The sequence below is a fragment of the Corallococcus sp. CA041A genome (assembly GCF_003612075.1).
Lineage (GTDB): Bacteria > Myxococcota > Myxococcia > Myxococcales > Myxococcaceae > Corallococcus > Corallococcus exiguus.
The window spans coordinates 1-2,856 of record NZ_RAWF01000481.1 but is presented as its reverse complement, the minus strand read 5'-3'; the positions used below and the strand labels follow the sequence as shown (position 1 = coordinate 2,856).

Here is a 2,856-nt window from a genome sequence, read left to right as displayed (position 1 = left end):
GCACGTCGCCGCTGCCATCCGCTGGGTAGTGCGCCTTTCTCCCCAGGACGCCCTCCGCAAGGCGGGCTGCCTCGCCGAGGGCTTCTGGCTGCGCGATTTGTTAGAGAACTTCTGGCGACCTACTTAGTCAGGGCGATGGGGCCCCGGACGTAAAAAGGGGCCAACATCTCGCTTGCCACAGGGAAGAAATGATGTAGAAGGGCGGCCCCACGGGCGCGGTTGGCCCGCCGGGAACCGGGCGGCACCTGCTGTGGAGGCGTGGCCGAGCGGTTGAAGGCAGCGGTCTTGAAAACCGCAGAAGGTGAAAGCCTTCCGTAGGTTCGAATCCTACCGCCTCCGATTTTGAGCTTGAGTTTCGTGGTTCTTTGACAGAGAAGAGTTGGAGAGATGGCCGAGAGGCTGAAGGCACAGGTTTGCTAAACCTGCATACTCGCAAGGGTATCGAGGGTTCGAATCCCTCTCTCTCCGCCACTTGATGTAAAGCAGCAGCCGGAAGAAATGCTCCCTTAGCTCAGCTGGATAGAGCGTCGGACTACGAATCCGAAGGCCGGAGGTTCGAATCCTCCAGGGAGCGCCACTTCTTCTCAGGCGCGCACGTAACATGAGTGACGACATCGCTTTCATGCAGCAGGCTTTAGAGCTCGCGCGGGAAGCGGCTTCACTTGGGGAAGTACCGGTAGGTGCGGTGGCGGTGCTCGACGGAAACGTCGTGGGCATTGGATACAACCGCCGCGAATGCGACCGGAATCCCTTCGCCCACGCCGAAATGATTGCCCTCGCCGCCGCTGCGAAAGCTCGCGACGCGTGGCGACTTTCCGGGGTGACCCTCTACGTGACGCTGGAACCGTGTGCCATGTGCGCCGGTGCTCTAGTTCAGTCTCGTGTCACCCGACTCGTCTTTGGTACAATGGATCCGAAAGCGGGTGCGGTCGGCTCGCTGTACAACCTGGTGGAAGAGCCCCGGCACAACCACCGGCTTCAAGTGACAAGTGGTATCCTGGCGGACGACAGTCGCCAGCTTCTCAAGACGTTCTTCGAGCGCTTGCGCGCGAAGCGACGTGAAAACTGAATACTCTGGAGAGCTGGCCGAGTGGTCGAAGGCACCTGACTCGAAATCAGGCGTACCGGTAACGGTACCGTAGGTTCGAATCCTACGCTCTCCGCTCCATCGTGATTGGAGAGGTGGCCGAGCGGTTGAAGGCACACGCCTGGAACGCGTGCATATCTGAAAGGGTATCGTGGGTTCGAATCCCACCCTCTCCGTTGTTATTTTCGAAGTCGCAGCACTGATTTTGTGGTCGGGACAACGTGGGGGCGCGAACCCCGCCAGGTCCGGAAGGAAGCAACGGTAGCGTACTTCCGCGTGTGTCCCGGCCGTTCTGTTTCACCTGAAGCGCCGACATCCCTCCGGGGATGCCGGCGCTTCGGCTTTGCGGGCTTGCTCTCCCCTGCCCGGCTGACTGCTTCGCTTCAGTCGCGGACGAGGATGGTTTCGCGCCCCACCTCGCGGACGACGCGGAAGCCGGCGGCCTGGAGCTCCGTCAGGGCCCGGCCCTCGAAAGTGACGGCGCGGTTGAAGGCCCGGTCGTGGATGGAGGCCTGGAAGGCCGCGTCCCGGGGCCAGTCGCAGGTGCGCCAGGGGATGTTCTTGCCGATGTAGAAGAAGCCCCCGGAGCCCCACAGTCCTTCGTTGACGATGAGCAGCCCCGTCGCGTCCCCCCTCGTGGCCCGGGCGATGGCGCGGAACTGGTCCGCTCGCAGGTCGTTGGACGGGAAGCCGCGGCCATGCACGAAGCCCAGGGCCAGCGCGAGCACCGCCGCCCCATTCCTCAGGCCCTGCCGGGAGAGCGTGGAGAAGTACGCGGCCAGCTGGGACGCGGCCGCGAGCAGCGCCACCGCCAGCCCCGGGTAGAGGAAGCGCTCCTCCTTGTGGGGCGTGGCCAGGAGGACGGCGGTGTAGACGGCCGCGCAGGTGAGCGGCAGGGACAGCGCGCGAAAGCGCACCAGGGGGGCCAGCGACAAGGGTACGGCGGCCCAGGCCCAGAGGGGCACGGCCTGGAGCAGCGGCCCCCAGTAGAAGTCCGGCGGTGAGGCGCCGAACGCGGCGGCGGCCTTCCCGGAGAGGAGGTTGTAGTCCACGTAGGCCCGGAACGAGTGGAAGGGCGTGCCCCAGGTGCCCCAGTCGAGCAGGCCCAGGCCCACCGCCACCGCCGCGCCCCCCACGCAGGTGAAGGCGAGCAGGCGCCACCTCCGGGCGACGGCCAGCCACAGGAGCGCGGCGACCACGAAGAGGGCGGACGGGTAACGCGTCACCACGGCGAGCCCCAGGGCCATGCCGCCCAGGAGCCCCGCCCGGCGCACGCGTGCGTCCGCGCCGGTGTCCGGCCGGTCCAGGGCCTCCATGGCCACGAGGAGGAAGGACGCGGAGAAGGACTCGGACAGGGTGCGTCCGGCGAAGAGGAGCACTGGCGCGCTCAGCCCTACAAGCAGCACCGCGAGCGCCCCACCCCACGGGCCCGCCCTGCGCTCCGCGAAGCGGTAGACGGCCCACAGGCTCCAGGCGTGCAGGGCGAATTGGGGCAGCGCCACCACGCCCCGGTAGACGCGCGGATCGGTGACGCCGAACCCGTGCGCCACCTTGAGGAAGGCGGCCAGCACGCCGGGGACAGCCCAGTTGCGCAGGCCCTCGCGCCACTCCCAGGCCAGCACGCCGTAGCCGTGCACGCGCCAGTACGCGGGCTCCAGCGCCTGGAACACCTCGTCCGGATGGATGCGCCCCAATTCGCTCACCGCGAGGGCGCACGGCACCAGCGCCACCGCGAGGAGCCCCAGCACGCGCAAGCCCACGGGCAGCCC

At 67.0% G+C, this 2,856-nt stretch carries 2 protein-coding genes, 5 tRNA genes and 1 other RNA gene; 7 read left to right on the top strand and 1 reads right to left on the bottom strand.

The window, feature by feature from the left end; genetic code table 11:
* Positions 1-252: 252 nt before the first annotated feature.
* The 7 genes from D7V77_RS41345 (at position 253) to ffs (ending at position 1,384) form a co-directional block, all read left to right on the top strand.
* Positions 253-339: transfer RNA gene (locus D7V77_RS41345), tRNA-Ser, on the top strand.
* 42 nt (positions 340-381) lie between these two features.
* Positions 382-471, top strand: a tRNA-Ser gene (locus D7V77_RS41340).
* Positions 472-500: 29 nt separating this feature from the next.
* A tRNA-Arg gene (locus D7V77_RS41335) sits at positions 501-577 on the top strand.
* A gap of 24 nt (positions 578-601) precedes the next feature.
* On the top strand, positions 602-1,069 hold the full coding sequence (gene tadA, locus D7V77_RS41330) for a tRNA adenosine(34) deaminase TadA (protein ID WP_120581647.1): 468 nt from the start codon (positions 602-604) through the stop codon (positions 1,067-1,069).
* A 7-nt stretch (positions 1,070-1,076) separates the two neighbouring features.
* A tRNA-Ser gene (locus D7V77_RS41325) sits at positions 1,077-1,163 on the top strand.
* A gap of 13 nt (positions 1,164-1,176) precedes the next feature.
* A tRNA-Ser gene (locus tag D7V77_RS41320) sits at positions 1,177-1,263 on the top strand.
* A 28-nt stretch (positions 1,264-1,291) separates the two neighbouring features.
* Positions 1,292-1,384, top strand: an RNA gene (gene ffs, locus D7V77_RS41315) — signal recognition particle sRNA small type.
* An 86-nt stretch (positions 1,385-1,470) separates the two neighbouring features.
* Here ffs and D7V77_RS41310 read toward each other — a convergent pair.
* The gene (locus D7V77_RS41310; protein ID WP_233597548.1) at positions 1,471-2,847 is read right to left on the bottom strand and encodes a glycosyltransferase family 39 protein; all 1,377 of its coding nucleotides are present in this window, start codon (positions 2,845-2,847) and stop codon (positions 1,471-1,473) included.
* Between the last annotated feature and the right edge of the window lie 9 nt (positions 2,848-2,856).

Excerpts from the sequence above, each read along its gene's own strand:
- tadA (WP_120581647.1), top strand. The coding sequence starts at position 602 with ATGAGTGACGACATCGCTTTCATGCAGCAGGCTTTAGAGCTCGCGCGG.